Origin of the sequence: Burkholderia sp. BCC0506, from assembly GCF_902833145.1 — a bacterium.
Classification (GTDB): domain Bacteria; phylum Pseudomonadota; class Gammaproteobacteria; order Burkholderiales; family Burkholderiaceae; genus Burkholderia.
Map to the genome: position 1 here is coordinate 496223 of NZ_CADFEN010000004.1, position 13963 is coordinate 510185.

At 67.2% G+C, this 13963-nt stretch carries 10 protein-coding genes; 7 read left to right on the forward strand and 3 right to left on the reverse strand.

The features are described 5' to 3' along the window. Nucleotides 1-13: 13 nt before the first annotated feature. The gene (locus HWX62_RS12180) at nt 14-2467 is read left to right on the forward strand and encodes a glycoside hydrolase family 2 protein (RefSeq protein ID WP_244136031.1); all 2454 of its coding nucleotides are present in this window, start codon (nt 14-16) and stop codon (nt 2465-2467) included. A gap of 45 nt (nt 2468-2512) precedes the next feature. Here HWX62_RS12180 and HWX62_RS12185 read toward each other — a convergent pair whose 3' ends face one another. Next, the gene (locus tag HWX62_RS12185) at nt 2513-3904 is read right to left on the reverse strand and encodes a sigma-54 dependent transcriptional regulator (protein ID WP_175985143.1); all 1392 of its coding nucleotides are present in this window, start codon (nt 3902-3904) and stop codon (nt 2513-2515) included. 1138 nt (nt 3905-5042) lie between these two features. On the opposite strand from HWX62_RS12185, the gene HWX62_RS12190 reads away from it, so the two are divergent. Both HWX62_RS12190 and HWX62_RS12195 read left to right on the forward strand, forming a co-directional pair. Next, a complete protein-coding gene (locus HWX62_RS12190) occupies nt 5043-5702 on the forward strand; it encodes a drug:proton antiporter (protein ID WP_244136032.1) in 660 nt (219 codons plus the stop codon). Beyond that, nucleotides 5699-7273: a mannose-1-phosphate guanylyltransferase/mannose-6-phosphate isomerase gene (locus HWX62_RS12195; RefSeq protein ID WP_175928328.1), complete on the forward strand. Its 1575-nt coding sequence runs from the start codon at nt 5699-5701 to the stop codon at nt 7271-7273. Before HWX62_RS12190 ends, HWX62_RS12195 begins: the two co-directional genes overlap by 4 nt. A gap of 116 nt (nt 7274-7389) precedes the next feature. Here the strand turns inward: HWX62_RS12195 and HWX62_RS12200 are convergent, their stop codons facing one another. Further along, nucleotides 7390-8685: a right-handed parallel beta-helix repeat-containing protein gene (locus HWX62_RS12200; protein WP_175928740.1), complete on the reverse strand. Its 1296-nt coding sequence runs from the start codon at nt 8683-8685 to the stop codon at nt 7390-7392. A gap of 324 nt (nt 8686-9009) precedes the next feature. On the opposite strand from HWX62_RS12200, the gene HWX62_RS12205 reads away from it, so the two are divergent. After that, nucleotides 9010-10059: a glycosyltransferase family A protein gene (locus HWX62_RS12205; RefSeq protein WP_175928327.1), complete on the forward strand. Its 1050-nt coding sequence runs from the start codon at nt 9010-9012 to the stop codon at nt 10057-10059. Here the strand turns inward: HWX62_RS12205 and HWX62_RS12210 are convergent. After that, nucleotides 10030-10317, reverse strand: coding sequence for a hypothetical protein (locus HWX62_RS12210; RefSeq protein ID WP_175928326.1), 288 nt, complete (start codon nt 10315-10317; stop codon nt 10030-10032). The genes HWX62_RS12205 and HWX62_RS12210 overlap by 30 nt on opposite strands. A gap of 181 nt (nt 10318-10498) precedes the next feature. Between HWX62_RS12210 and HWX62_RS12215 the strand changes: the two genes are divergently transcribed. From HWX62_RS12215 to HWX62_RS12225, 3 genes are all read left to right on the forward strand, one after another. Next, nucleotides 10499-11647 carry a glycosyltransferase gene (locus HWX62_RS12215; RefSeq protein WP_175928739.1) on the forward strand — a complete coding sequence of 383 codons (1149 nt, stop codon included), beginning with the start codon at nt 10499-10501 and terminating at the stop codon, nt 11645-11647. 27 nt (nt 11648-11674) lie between these two features. Next, the gene (locus HWX62_RS12220; protein WP_175928325.1) at nt 11675-12754 is read left to right on the forward strand and encodes a glycosyltransferase family 1 protein; all 1080 of its coding nucleotides are present in this window, start codon (nt 11675-11677) and stop codon (nt 12752-12754) included. A gap of 129 nt (nt 12755-12883) precedes the next feature. Then, nucleotides 12884-13936: an acyltransferase gene (locus HWX62_RS12225; protein WP_175928324.1), complete on the forward strand. Its 1053-nt coding sequence runs from the start codon at nt 12884-12886 to the stop codon at nt 13934-13936. Nucleotides 13937-13963: the final 27 nt, after the last annotated feature.

Here is a 13963-nt window from a genome sequence, read left to right on the forward strand (position 1 = left end):
GCCCGCGTGGTCGATGCTGGCGACGGCCGCGGGCGCCGTGCGGGAACCGCGCGAGCTCCCGGCCGACCACGCCGGCTGGATCGCGGCGCCGGTGCCCGGCACGGTCGCGCAAGCGCTCGCGCTGGCCGGCCGGCTCGACGAAGCCGCGTCGCTCGACGAGCGCGACCACTGGTACCGCCTGGAGCTGCGCGGGCGCGGGCCGCGCATCCTGCGCTTTCACGGCCTCGCGACGCTCGCGCAGGCCTGGCTCGACGACACGCCGATCCACCGCTCGGACAGCATGTTCGTCGCGCACGACGTGCCCGTGTCGCTCGACGGCACGCATCGGCTGACCGTCTGCTTCCGCGCGCTCGCACCGCACCTGCGCGACGCGCGCGCACCGCGCCGTGCGCGCTGGCGCACGCGGCTCGCCGAGCCCGCGGGGCTGCGCACGATCCGCACGTCGCTGTTCGGGCACATGCCCGGCTGGTTTCCGCCCTATGTGCCCACCGGCCCGTGGCGGCCCGTCGACGTGCTCGATCCGGCCGACGGACCCGTTCTGACCAATTGCAACCTGCTGGCACGCGTCGAAGGCGACACGGGCTGGCTCGATGCGGAACTGACGTTCGCCGCGCCGCTGCCCGACGCGTTCGCGGCGCGGCTGTCGTGCGGCGAACATCACGCGACGCTCGAACGTGCCGGCGCCGAGCGGCTGTGCACGAGCGTCGCGATACCGAACGTGCGCCGCTGGTGGCCCCATACGCACGGCGATCCGGCGCTCTACGAGATCGCGCTGCATATCGGCGATGCGCGCCGGCCGCTCGGCACGACGGGTTTCCGCACGATCGACGTCGATAGCGGCGCCGACGGCAAGGGATTCGGCCTGCGCATCAACGGCGTGCCGGTGTTCGCGCGCGGCGCATGCTGGAGCAGCGCCGCGCCGCTCGCGCTGCACGCGGACGACGCGACCTACGGCCGCCTGCTCGGGCTCGCGCGCGACGCCGGCTTCAACATGATCCGCGTCGGCGGCACGATGACCTACGAGGCCGACGCGTTCCACGCGTGGTGCGACCGGCTCGGCCTGCTGGTCTGGCAGGACTTCGGTTTCGCGAACTTCGACTACGCGCTCGACGATCCCGCGTTCGCGGCCAACGTCGATCGCGAAGCGAACCAGTTCCTCTCGCGTCGCGGCGCGTCGCCGTCGCTCGCGGTGCTGTGCGGCGGCAGCGAGATCGCGCAGCAGGCCGCGATGTCGGGACTCGGGCCGAAGCAGCGCTTCCTCGAGCTGACGGCCGACCGGCTGGCCGGCCACGCGGCCGCGCGCCGCCCCGATGTTCCGTACGTGCCCGATTCGCCCGACGGCGGCGTCCTGCCGTTCACGCCGCGCGAACGCGTGTCGCACTACTACGGCGTCGGTGCGTACCTGCGCCCGCTCGACGATGCGCGCCGCGCGGACGTGCGCTTCGCGAGCGAATGCCTCGCGTTCGCGAACGTGCCGTGCGACGCGACGCTCGCCGAACTCGGCTGGCCCGGCGTGCACGAGCCGCGCTGGAAGGCGGCCGTGCCACGCGACCCCGGCACGTCGTGGGATTTCGACGATATCCGCGACCACTATCTGCAGACGCTGTACGACGTCGCGCCCGACCGGCTGCGGCGCGAGGATCCGGCACGCTATGTCGAGCTGTCGCGCGCGGCGATCGCGGACGCGATGCGCGAGACGTTTTCAGAATGGCGACGCGCCGGCTCGCGTTGCGCCGGCGCACTCGTGTGGCAGTTCCAGGACGTGATGCCGGGCGCCGGATGGGGTGTGATCGACGCCGCGCACCGCCCGAAATCGGCATGGTATGCGCTGCGCCAGGTGCTGCAGCCGATCCAGGTGCTGCTCGTCGACGAAGGGCTGAACGGGCTCGACGTGCACGTGATCAACGAGCGCCCGGCGCCGCTGTCGGCGGCGATCGAGCTGGTCGCGCTGCGCGACGGCCGCACGCCGGTCGCGCGGGCCGGCTGCCCGGTGCGGATCGCCGCGCACGATACGGTGCGGCTCGGCTCGGCCGAGCTGCTCGGCCGCTTCTTCGACTGGACCTACGCATACCGTTTCGGCCCGTGCGAACACGATACGGTCGTCGCGACACTGCGCGCCGACGACGGCACGCTGCTGTCGCAGGCGTTCCATTTCCCGTCCCGCACGCATCCGGCCGTGCTGGCGCGCCGCGAACCCGGGATCGAGGCGTGCGTATCGCGCACCGGCGGCATGTGGCACGTCGACATCGACACGCGCCACGTCGCACGCCATGTGCAGATCGACGCGCCGGGTTTCATGCCGAGCGACGACTGGTTCCATCTCGCGCCCGGCACGCCGGCGCGCATCGCGCTCATTCCGTTGCAAATCGACGGGAAGCCGGCGGCGGCTGGCGACCACGCGCCGCCTGTGGTGGATATCCGCGCCGTGAACGCCGCGCGCGCGGTGCGAGCCACGCAGGCCGGGTGACGCGAGCGCTCGCGGCAGCCGCCGCGAGCGTCATGCTGCCGCGTATCAGTCGGACGAGCCGGTCCCGCGCGGCCGCTCGATACCGTACGCTTCCATCCAGCGATACAGTGTCGCGCGCGATACGCCGAGTTCGCGCGCGGACGCGGCGACGCGCCCGCGCGTGCGCAGCAGCGCGGTTTCGATCGCCTCGCGCTCGATCGACTTGCGGATGTCGGCCACCGACGGCGACGCCGCATCGAGACAGTATTCGAGTTCGAGATCCTGCGCGGTGATCAGGCGCCCTTCCGTCATCACGACCGCACGGCGCACGCGGTTGATCAGCTCGCGCACATTGCCCGGCCAGTCGTGCTTGTAGAGCGCCGTGATCGCATCGGTCGAGAACCCGCGCACGCGATGGCGCGCGTCGCCGCGAAAGCGTTCGAGCATGTGGTGCGCGAGCAGTTCGATGTCCTTGCCGCGCGCGCGCAGCGGCGGCTGGTCGATACGCATCACGCACAGCCGGTGGAACAGGTCGGCGCGAAAACGCCCTTCTTCCATTGCCTCGCGCAGATCGACGTGCGTCGCCGATACGATCCGGACGTCGACCGGCACCGGGTCGCTGCCGCCGAGACGGTGAATTGCACGCTCCTGCAGAAACCGCAGCAGGCTCGCCTGGCTTTCGTGCGGCAGGTCGCCGATTTCGTCGAGCAGCAGCGTGCCGCCGTTCGCGGCTTCGACGTAGCCGATCTTGCGCGCGTTCGCGCCGGTAAACGCGCCGCGCTCGTAGCCGAACAGCTCCGATTGCAGCAGATGCGGCGGAATCGCGCCGCAGTTGACCGCGACGAACGGGCCGTTGCGCCGCTCCGAATGACGATGGATCGCGACGGCCGTGAGTTCCTTGCCGGTTCCCGTTTCGCCGAACACGAATACCGGTGCGTCGGTGCGCGCGAAACGCCGCACCGTATCGAACAGCCGCAGCATCGCGCTGCAGGTGCCGACGATGCCCTTTTCATCCGATTCGAGCTGTTCGCGATCGCGCGCGAACAGGCATTCCATGCCGTATGCATGGCCGACCGTATCGGCGATCCGCTGGTGCGACGCCGGCAACGTCACGTAGTCGAAGCAGTAGTCGCGCAACAGCGCCCGCACGTTCGGCGACGCGGTTTGGCCGGCATCCACGAGCGCCACCCAGACGACGTCGCGCATCGACGCACAGGTCGACGCGATGCTGCCGATCGCATCGGCGTGGCCGCCGCTCAAATCGAGAATGCCGCAGGTAATTTCGCCCGACGTGTCGCGCAGCTCGCTCGCATGCGCGACCACCGACACTTTCCAGTCGCGGCGCGACAACTCCTTTCGCAGCATGACGGACGGCGACTGCGTCCAGTAAATCAGCGGACGCTGCCCGTTACCGCTCCCCACGCCGGCGCTCTTATCGCGCGTTATTGGCATATTCATAACGAACCATCACTTTCTGCACTCCGCGAACCGTTCGCGTGCGCGGCGGCCGGCGGCGCATGGCCGCCTTTCCGCGCTGCGTTTCCGCAGCTTTGGCGAAGATCGAAACTGCACACGGCGAGAACCCCCGGAGATCGAGCCGGCTGTCATCCGGCCTCGTTGTCATCGAACTCGAACGGAATGCGCGGCTGCGGGAGCCGCCACATTCCGGCTTTGAAGCGACCCGCCGTCGGGCGGGGCACGTCGGCCAACGGAAATTCCGTTCGCATGTGCGTCGCGTCGTACACGACAGTCGCGCCCGATGCCGAACCGGAGGGCCGCCCAACCGCGCCCGGATTGACGCCCCATTTCATCCGCACCTGAATTTACACCCCGTTTCGCGATGACCTTGTTACCAAAAGATAAACCTGAATCAGTCGGTTACGCTGCCCGTCAGCTCGCGCTGCACGCTTTTGACCACTGAGATTTGATTATCTACGACCATTCCCGTCAATCAGTGGCAAATACTACTTTTCCGCAAGATTGATACGGCCGATTACCAGCGATTCCCGCCGAAATCTCCCAAAATGCGAGGCACCGTGCTCGCCGGGCCGCATAATCGCCCGCGCCACCCGGCGGCGGCACCGCATTGTGACGCCGCCCGGGCCGTCCGGCCGTTACACGTCGTAATCACCGACGTCTCGCCGCCCGGCTCTTTTCGGCGATTTCCCGCCGCCAGACGTGACGGCCGGCGCCGGCACCTACGTCGTGCGATGCAGCATGCCGGCCCTCCTTGCCCCCGACAACCCGTACCGCGCAGGCGCGCACGATTCCGACGAAACGCGACAGGATTGCATGAACCGACCCACGCCGAGCAATCGACGGCGACCCTGTTCCCCGCGCTGCCCAGCGTGCCCGGCCCGCGGCGAACGACCGCAATGTTCGGTCCCGCGCCCCGTTCGCATGCGATGTCGGTCTGCCCCGCTTCATTGCAGGCCGCCACGATGAATCAATTATGAAAAGGCACCGGCCCCGACGGTGTGTGCTATCGCACATTCCGACACTCGCGCGTCACGTAGACCGTCTCGCATCCCGCGCCGGGCGCGCGAATCCGGAGCGTGAGTACGCTTTCGAACAGACCGCCGGCGCGCGCATCCGGATGATGAAGATCGCCGCGCCGCACGGAACGACCGCGTCCGTGCGGCGCGGCGTGCCGAAGGCATCACGCGAGGACAGCATCATGGAATGGCATTGTTGTGAATTCGAACATCTGAGCGCCGTCGATCTCTACGCGATCCTGCGCGCGCGCAACGCCGTGCTGGTGGTCGAGGACGCGCACACGCATCTCGACATCGACGGCAAGGACGCGGGCGCGCTGCACGTCTATGCGAGCGTGCGCCACGGCGACACCATGGAAGTCGCGGCCTACGCGCGCATCCTGCCCGGCGACGACATCGATCCGGACGTCGTGATCGACAAGGTGCTGACGAGCGAAAGCTGCCGCGACGACGACACGCTGGAACGCTTGATCGAACGCGCACTGACCGCCGCGCAGGCCGCATGGCCGGACACCGCGGTGCGCACGCACGTTCCCGCGCCGCGCCAGGCGTTCTACAAACGGTTCGGATTCCGCAAGGCCTACGGCCCGTATCTCGAACAAGGCGCGCCGTTCGTCGGCCTCGTCCGCTCGGCCGACCGCGCGGCCGGCGCGTTGCGCCACCTGTTGTCGCGAGCCGTTTCGGTCTCGCGCAACGATGACGCGCGCGCGGATGGCCGTGCCCGCACCCGGCTACCCGCCGATACCGGAGCAAACCGATGACCCGCACTCTTCATCCGGTTCCGGAGCCCGACCTGCCGAGCATCCTGCCGGTGATTCTCGCCGGCGGTTCCGGCACGCGGCTGTGGCCGTTGTCGCGCGAGCAGTATCCGAAGCAACTGATCGAGCTGGTCTCGAACGAATCGCCGCTCTCGGCGACGGCGCGCCGCCTGAACGGCATCGCGAACGCGTCGCTTGGCGACACGCTGCTGCTCGTATGCGGCGAACAGCATCGCTTCATGAGCGCCGAGCAGGTACACGGCCGCTCGGCGCCCGCCCGCATCCTGCTGGAGCCCGCCGCGCGCAACACCGCGCCCGCGCTGACGCTCGCCGCGCTCGACGCGAGCGCGCTCGCGGACGATCCCGTGCTCGCCGTGATGCCGGCCGACCATGTGATCGTCGATGTCGGCGCGTTCCAGGACGCGATCGCGCGCGCGGCGCGGTATGCGCAGGAAGGCGCGATCGTCACGCTCGGCGTGCTGCCGCGCCGCGCGGAAACGGGCTACGGCTACATCCAGGTCGGCGAGCCGCGCTCGGGCCGCCACGGCAGCCAGGGCGGCTACGCGATCGGGCGTTTCGTCGAAAAGCCCGATGCGACGCTCGCCGAACGCTACCTGCAATCGGGCGATTACTGGTGGAACAGCGGGATCTTCGTCACGCGCGCATCGGTCTGGCTAAAGGCGATCGGCGCGCTCGCGCCGGACATTCACGCCGCCTGCGACAGCGCGTGGCGCGCGGGCGTCGCCGACGATCCGTTCTTCCGGATCGATGCGGCGGCCTTCGACGCATGTCCGTCGGATTCGATCGACTATGCAGTGATGGAGCGCCTCGCGGAACACGGCGAACTCGGCATCGAAGGCATCGTGGTGCCGCTCTCGGCCGGCTGGTCGGACGTCGGCACGTGGGACGCGATCTGGGAAATCATGCCGAAGGACGATCACGGCAACGTCGCGCGCGGCCCGATCGTCTTCGAGGATACGCAGGACAGCCTCGTGCGTTCGGAAGGGCGTCTCGTCGCGTGCGTCGGGATGAAGGATGTCGTCGTGATCGAGACGGCCGATGCGGTGCTGGTCGCGAACAAGCACGACGTGCAGCGCGTGAAGAACATCGTCGCGCGCCTGAAGACCGACCGGCGCCCGCAGGCGAGCGAGCACCGCAAGGTGCAGCGGCCGTGGGGCCATTACGATTCGATCGATCTCGGTGAGCGCTTCCAGGTGAAGCGGATCGTCGTCGAACCCGGCAAGCGGCTGTCGCTGCAGATGCACTACCACCGCGCCGAGCACTGGATCGTCGTGCGCGGCACCGCGAAGGTGACGCGCGGCGCCGAGACGTACCTGCTGTGCGAGAACGAATCGACGTACATCGCCGTCGGCGAAGTGCATCGGCTCGAGAATCCCGGCCGGATTCCGCTCGAAATCATCGAGGTGCAATCGGGCAATTATCTCGGCGAGGACGATATCGTGCGGTTCGAGGATCAGTATGGGCGGGCGGTCGTCGGGACCGGTCAGCAGCGGCCGTCGCTCGCCTCGCGCGAACCGGACGAGGAAGCCGCGGAGCGCGACGTCATCCGGTAAGCGCATGCGGATTGCGACGGCGTGCCCGAAGACGACGCCCGCCGCCGCGCGAACGAGGGGCGCTCGCGTGTTCGTGGAGCATGGCGCCCCCGACCGGCCGTCCACGCACCGTACGATCAGTGGGTGCCGCCTTGCGACCAGCGCGGCCGCCTGACGGACTCGCGCACGCGCGGCAACAACGACGTATCCGCGCCGACCGCGTCGCCTGCCGCCGACAGCGGCTGAAGCGCGGCGGCCGCACACGGCGTGCCCTTCGCCCGCCCTCCCGACGCTCCCACCTGCCCGCCGGCCGCGCAATCGTGCGCAGGGTCGATCCGGACCGGCATGCCGCCGATCCCTGACAGTCGATTGTCCGCGAGACGCACGCCCGACACGTTTCCCCACAGGCGAATGCCGTCGAATCGCGCATGCGACACGCGGTTACCGATCACGGTCACGCGCGACACCGAACCCGACCACGTGCTGATCTCGATCGCCGCCTGCTGCGTGACCGGGCGAGGATCAGCCCGATCCGCCGCCGTCTGGATATCCGCGATCGTGTTGCCCTCGATGCGCACGTCGGACGAGCCGGCAGTGCGATTGCTGTCCTCCTGCGCGACGAGAATGCCCGAGCTCACCTGCACGTTGCGCACGATGTTGTTCGAGATGGTGACGTCCGCCCCGCCGACCACGGTGATGCCGCGCCCCCACGGATTACCCTCCAGCGAGTTGCCGGTAATCAGCACGTTGCGCGTCAGCACGCCTTCCGCCTGATAACTCACCACGGCGATCATGTCGTCGCCGGTGCCGCGCACGACGTTGCCCTGCACCAGCACGTTGCGCGAGCCGTGCGTCATGTGAATGCCGTCCGCCAGCGTCGACAGCACCTCGTTGCCGACGATCGCGACGTCCGCGCCGCCGAACACGAAGATCCCGGCGCCGGCGCCACCGTCGATGACGTTGTCGAGCACCTGCACACCGCGCCCCGTTACCGCAACCTTCGACGACTCCGGCGTCGTGAGGCGTGTCGTGCCGGTTCCGGTGAGCCGGAAGCCGACGAGCGTCGTACCGTCGCCGCTCATCTCCATCACCTGGTCGCCGGGGGTTGTCGCGATCATCGTCGCGCCGTAGCCCGACAACACCACATTCCGCTGCCGCACGACCAGCGACCGGCCGACCACGTACCGGCCCGGCGCGAACACCAGTCGCTGGCCGGGCTGCAACGCGTCCAGCGCATGTTGCAGCATGTCGGCCTGATCGGCCGCGTCCGCAGCGGGACGAACGTAGGCATCCGGTACAGCCGCATGAAGCGCACCGGGCGCGGACGCGCCGGATGCCGCCGCCGCGGCATTGCCAGGCCACGCCAGGCCGCCTGCCGCACACATGGCGGCGAGCGCTGCGCGCGCGAGAAAGGTGCCATGTAATCTACGCATATCGAGTCGACTCCCTGGAATGACTTCGCACACGCCAGCCGGCGCGCCCGAATCGCTGCATGCCGGCCAAGTTGTCCACCCGCGGTACCGCCGTCGAAGCGGCGGCGTGCCATGTTCGATTGGACCACTCGAACCCGCCACGTTTCAGTGCGTCAACAGACCTATACATCCCGTCCGCGCGGCGTATCTGACGTGCCGTCGACGATTCATCGCGCTTTCGATGAAGCGAATCGCGCAACGGTAGGCTCGCGAACCGAGCGCCGATCGACGACGCGTATCATGGCCGCCATGCGACGCAACACTTCGCTCGTCCAGAATCCGTTCATGACCAACCTGACCATCGCAATCTGCAACTACAACCACGGCGCGTACCTGCGCGACGCGATCGATTCGGCGCTCGCGCAAAGCGTGCACGGTGTACGCGTGCTGGTCGTCGACGACGGTTCCACCGACGATTCGCGCGACATCATTCGTTCGTACGGCGAGCGCGTGACGGCGGTGTTCCAGGAGAATCAAGGTCAGGTCGCCGCATACAACCGCGCGCTCGAACATGTCACGACGCGCTACGTGATCCTGCTCGATGCCGACGACGTGCTCTACGCCGACGCCGCGGCCCGCGTGCTGGCCGCGTTCGCGTCCGGCGACTACGTGAAGGTGCATTTCCGGCTCGACGTGATCACGCGGGACGGTGCGATCACCGGGGCCAGCGTGCCGCAGTCGGCCGTCGACACCGATTGCGGCCGCCTGTTACGCGCGGGCTGGCTGTACCCGTCGCCGCCCGCATCCGGCAACGCGTATCGGGTCGACGCGCTCAAGCGCATCTTTCCGGTGCCTGTCACCCCGGACAACCTGCACGGCGCGGATTTCTATGCGATCTACGGTATCGCGTTGCTCGGCGCCGTACACATGATCGATGCAACGCTCGGCGGCTATCGCGTCGATCAGCAGCCAGGGGCGCACACGTCCGCTGGCACACCGGCCCTCGCTCTCACCAATTCGGAAGACGCCGCGACGGGCGCACTGAAAGCCGAACGCCGGTGGGCGACGCTGCGCATGCTCGCCGCCACACGGCTGCGCGAAACATTGCCGATCGCGCCGCTCGACTTCGCGATCGAGAAGGCCCGCTTCGCAAGCACGCTTTATCACGCCCCACTCGTGCGGCGCTGGCGCTGGTTCCTGTGCGAATCGGGGCGCTACTGGCAAACCGTGCTGCGTAACCCGTTCTGGGGCCCCGCCAAGAAAACGGCCGTAGCCGGGCTGTCGCTCGCATGCCTGCTGCCGTCGGCCACGCTCAGCAACCGCGCGATTCGCTATATCGCCAATCCGCTCGCGCGCGTGCGGAATTCATCCGGCCATCACGCCGACGCGCGATAGCATCGCCGAATCGCGCATTCGGTAAGCCATCGCACCCAGTGGGTCGCGCATGCGCTGCACAATGATCCGGACCAGTGGATTCACGCGCACTGACCGGACTTCTTCGTTGTCTCGTCCGCAGTCGTCGTAGTCGAACGCCGGTATCCGATGTCGGTGGAATCGAGCCGATACGTATGACGCGTCATCGATTTCCTCACGCTGCATCGCGTTCAGCGCCCTTCGGCAACGTCGACGCGATATGCCATCGGCGGAAACCATCCGGCTGCCTCGTCAGCGCAAACGAGCGAATGTGACAGCAGGATCCAATGGCCACGAACGCCATGCATTTATCAATCAGGAATGCATAGTTTCTCGAACTGGATATCGAGACCGCAAGATTCGCAGGCGACTCGTCGTCACGACGTGCGATGAATGTGCGGTCGAATCGCCGGACCCACAGATGACCCAACAAAAGATCGTTCATATCGCCGAAGCATTCGGTGGCGGCGTGCTTTCGATGCTGACCCATCTCGCCAACCATGCCGCGGCGAACGGTGTCGACGTGACGGTTCTGCACTCGATCCGATCGGAAACCCCGACCGATTTTTCGACGCTGTTCCTGCCCGGCGTGAAGCTCGTGTACGTCGACATGGCGCGCGAGGTGAGCGTCAAGCAGGATCTGCGGAGCGTGCGTGCGCTGGTCCGGAACCTGCGCGACTGCAAGCCGACCGCGATTCATCTGCACTCGTCGAAGGCCGGCGTGCTGGGGCGAATCGCCGCCCGGATCGCGACCCCGAATGCGAAGGTCCTCTACTCGCCGCACGGACTCTCGTTCCTGCGTCGCGACGTGTCGCGCATGAAGCAGTACGCCTATCTGAGCTTCGAGCGCATCGCGGCGCACATCGGCGGAACCATCGTCGCGTGCTCGGGCAGCGAACTCGCCGAGATCAGGCGAAAGGTCCGGGCGAAATCGACGGTCCTCGTGGAAAACGGAGTCGATGTGGCGGAAATTCCACTGCGTCGAATGCGCGACGATCGCAAGGTCGTCATCGGGATGAGCGGTCGGGCGTCGTTCCAGAAGAACCATGAAGCATTCGTGCGCCTCGCCGACATGCTGCACGAGGAGGACGTCGAGTTTCTCTGGATCGGCGGCGACGCCGCCGAGATTCCGGATCCCGGCCAGCGCCGGGCCGTCGTCTGCAGCGGCTGGATACCCCGCGCACGTGCGCTCGCGCTGACGTCGGAACTGGACATCTACGTTCAGACTTCCCGCTGGGAAGGGATGCCGGTCGCATTGATCGAAGCGCAGGTCGCCGGCATACCGGCCGTGGTGACGGACGTCGTGGGCAATCGCGACGTGGTGATTCACGGCGTGACCGGCTACGTCGCATCGAACGCCGCCGAGATGGCTGCATATCTGACAACGCTCCGCGACGACCGGCAGCTTCGCGAGCAAATGGGCGCGGCAGCCCGAAAACGGGCGATTCAGCGGTTTTCGATGCATGCGATTTTCCGGCAGTGGAATGCCCTATACGGACTCGATACCCACGAGCCGCGTGTCGACACGCGCGACTTCAAGCCGGTTGCACCGGATCACGTCAAAGCCTGATTCCGATTTCGATATCTTCTTGTCGACATGATCACTTTCAATAAACCGAAGCAACTCGTATACAACGGCCGCTTTACCACGCAGAAGACGACCGGCGTGCAGCGCGTCGCACGCGAGCTGATCGCCGCACTGATCAAGTTTCAGCCGCAGGATCCGGTCACCGTGCTGGTGCCTCCGCAGCCCGGCGTCGAGGTAAGCGGAGCGCGGACGGTCAAGGTCGGCTTTTACAAGGGCGTCGTGTGGGAACAACTGGTGCTGCCGTTGTTCGCGCGCCGAGGCCGCATCGTCAACCTCAGCAATTCGGCATCCATTTTCATCGGCAACCAGATCATCTACATGCACGATGCGGCGGTGTTCGACACGCCCGCACATTTCTCACGGCCGTTTCGCGTGTGGTACCGGATCATGTTCTGGATCCTGGCGCGAACCTCCGTTTGCGTGTTGACCAACTCCTATTTCTCACGGGATCGCCTCGCGCATCACTGCGGGGTGGCCGCGGAGAAGATCAGCGTCGTGCCGCTCGGCGCGGATCATCTCGATGCCCTTGAAGCGGACACGAGCGTGCTCGACAAGCATGCGCTGACGCCGAACCGGTTCGTGCTCGCGGTCAGCAGCATGAATCCGACCAAGAACTTCGGCCGGCTGATCGCGGCTTTCCGGCAGATCGACGATCCGTCGGTCGATCTCGTCATCGTCGGCATGCAGAACACCACTGTGTTCGGCAAGCAGGATCATCCCTCGGCCGCCGAACCGAACATCAAGTACGTCGGCTACATCAGCGACGAGCAATTGAAGGCGCTGTACCAGAACGCCGCGTGCTTCCTTTATCCGTCGATCTACGAAGGCTTCGGGATACCGCCCCTCGAAGCGATGCGCTACGGCTGCCCGGTCGTCGTCGGCCGATCCGCGGCGCTGCCGGAAGTTTGCGCCGATGCGGCGCTGTACTGCGATCCGTATTCGCAGGACGACATCGCGCAGAAATTGCGAACCGTGCTCGATTCCGCCGAGCTCAGGACAGAACTCAAGCGCAAAGGCAGCCTGCACGCGGAGAAGTATCGCTGGAGCAGAAGCGCCGAGATGATGAACGAGATATTCGAGGGGCTGTAGGGCACCGTCGCGTTGCATGACGACCAACTGTCCCCCACCGCACTGTCCTGCGCGTCGGCCCTCCCTACAGTGAACGACTATCCGATATCCCGGCGGTGCGGAACCTGACGGGCCGGCCGCCCCTTCATCATGACTGCACGCGAAACCACCCTCGATGTCGCCCGCGGCGCGGGAATCATTCTCGTCGTATACGGGCATGTGCTGCGCGGTGCCGTTTCCGCCGACCTCGTGCCGGCAGGCGCGGCCGACACGGCATTCGCGTGGAACGACTACGTGATCTATACGTTCCACATGCCGTTGTTCTTCTTCCTGTCCGGCCTGCACGTGTGCAGCTCGCTGCGCCGCACGCCGGACGGTTTCCTGTGGTCGAAGGTCAGGACGATCGTTTATCCATACCTGCTGTGGTCGATCGCGCAGGGTGCCGTGCAGATTGCAATGGCGTCGCACGGCACCAATCATCCGTTCATGCTGAACGATCTGCTGGCGATCGGCTGGCGACCGTTCGCGCAGTTCTGGTTCCTGTATGCGCTGATGCTCTGCATGCTGGGCATCCGGGCATTCGCGGCGGCCGTGCCGGACGTGACGCGTGCACCCATGCCACCGCGGGCGCGCGGCTGGCTCGCCGCCTGCGCGGTGCTCGGGCTGGTGCTCGGCGCGTCGACGCAGTGGGGCATCCTGTCGATCACGCTGATGAACGCGCCGTTCTTCGTGGCGGGTGTCCTTGCGTCGCAGGCATTGCCCCGCTGGCTCGCGCGCAACAGCGGGCCGGCCGCATGCGCCGCAACGGCAACGGCGTTCGTCGCCGCGGTCGTATTCGCTCACGGCTTCGGTAGCGCGGCGAGCATCTGGGCACTTCCCGCCGCGTTCGCGGGCATCGCGCTGGCGCTGCAACTCGCGCATCGGTATGCGTCGCAGCCGGCACGCGCGGCATGGCTGGCCGCGATCGGTCGCGCATCGATGCCGATCTACCTGACCCACATCTTTGCGATGGCAGCCGTACGGATCGTGCTGATGCGCGCCGGCATCACCAGTCTCGCGGTACACCTCGGGCTCGGCACGCTGGCCGGTGTCGCGATCCCGATCGCCGTCTATCTGGTCGCATTGCGGACAGGGTTCGCGCCAGTTGCCGGCTTCCCGTCGTGGCCAGGACGCGACACGGCGGTACGCACGCATACCGCTTGAGCGCCGGATCGTCCGGAAGTCCGGAAG

Coding starts and splice junctions, on each gene's coding strand:
- HWX62_RS12195 (WP_175928328.1), top strand. CDS start 5,699: ATGACCCGCACTCTTCATCCGGTTCCGGAGCCCGACCTGCCGAGCATC.
- HWX62_RS12220 (WP_175928325.1), top strand. CDS start 11,675: ATGATCACTTTCAATAAACCGAAGCAACTCGTATACAACGGCCGCTTT.
- HWX62_RS12215 (WP_175928739.1), top strand. CDS start 10,499: ATGACCCAACAAAAGATCGTTCATATCGCCGAAGCATTCGGTGGCGGC.
- HWX62_RS12185 (WP_175985143.1), bottom strand. CDS start 3,904: ATGAATATGCCAATAACGCGCGATAAGAGCGCCGGCGTGGGGAGCGGT.
- HWX62_RS12225 (WP_175928324.1), top strand. CDS start 12,884: ATGACTGCACGCGAAACCACCCTCGATGTCGCCCGCGGCGCGGGAATC.
- HWX62_RS12210 (WP_175928326.1), bottom strand. CDS start 10,317: ATGGTTTCCGCCGATGGCATATCGCGTCGACGTTGCCGAAGGGCGCTG.
- HWX62_RS12190 (WP_244136032.1), top strand. CDS start 5,043: ATGATGAAGATCGCCGCGCCGCACGGAACGACCGCGTCCGTGCGGCGC.
- HWX62_RS12180 (WP_244136031.1), top strand. CDS start 14: ATGCTGGCGACGGCCGCGGGCGCCGTGCGGGAACCGCGCGAGCTCCCG.
- HWX62_RS12205 (WP_175928327.1), top strand. CDS start 9,010: ATGACCAACCTGACCATCGCAATCTGCAACTACAACCACGGCGCGTAC.
- HWX62_RS12200 (WP_175928740.1), bottom strand. CDS start 8,685: ATGCGTAGATTACATGGCACCTTTCTCGCGCGCGCAGCGCTCGCCGCC.